Below are 412 nucleotides of genomic sequence, written 5' to 3' on the forward strand. Positions count from 1 at the left end.
GCAGCGCGGCAATGGCCGCGGGCGTGCTGGACTTGATCGGATCGGCCACCGCGATGATGGCGGCCAGCCGGCCGTCGATCGAGGCGTACAGCGGCGACTTGCCCTCGTTGCCTAGGCGCTCGGCCGTGCGAGCGAAGCCGCCCACGTCCAACCCCAGCTCACGCATGAAGCGATCGGCACCGACCTCGACACGCGCGCCGTCCACGGTGGCGCGCACGCCCATGCCCGTGACCGAATCGAAGTCTGTCATCGTCGGCAGCGCGATGCCACCTTCCACGGCCGACTCGACGATGGCGCGTGCGATCGGATGCTCCGAGCGCGATTCCACGGCGGCGACCTTCGCCAGCACCTGGTTGCGGTCAAAGCCGTCGGCAATCTCCAGGTCGGTCAGGACCGGGCGGCCCTCGGTCAG

General features: G+C 69.9%; 1 protein-coding gene. It reads right to left on the bottom strand.

Annotated features, from left to right (window positions below; genetic code table 11):
• The coding region (locus RVY79_RS17645) for an HAD family hydrolase (RefSeq protein WP_317465793.1) at positions 1-412 on the bottom strand (412 nt) is incomplete at both ends.

It is taken from the genome of Chromohalobacter sp. HP20-39 (assembly GCF_033052815.1).
GTDB lineage: Bacteria > Pseudomonadota > Gammaproteobacteria > Pseudomonadales > Halomonadaceae > Chromohalobacter.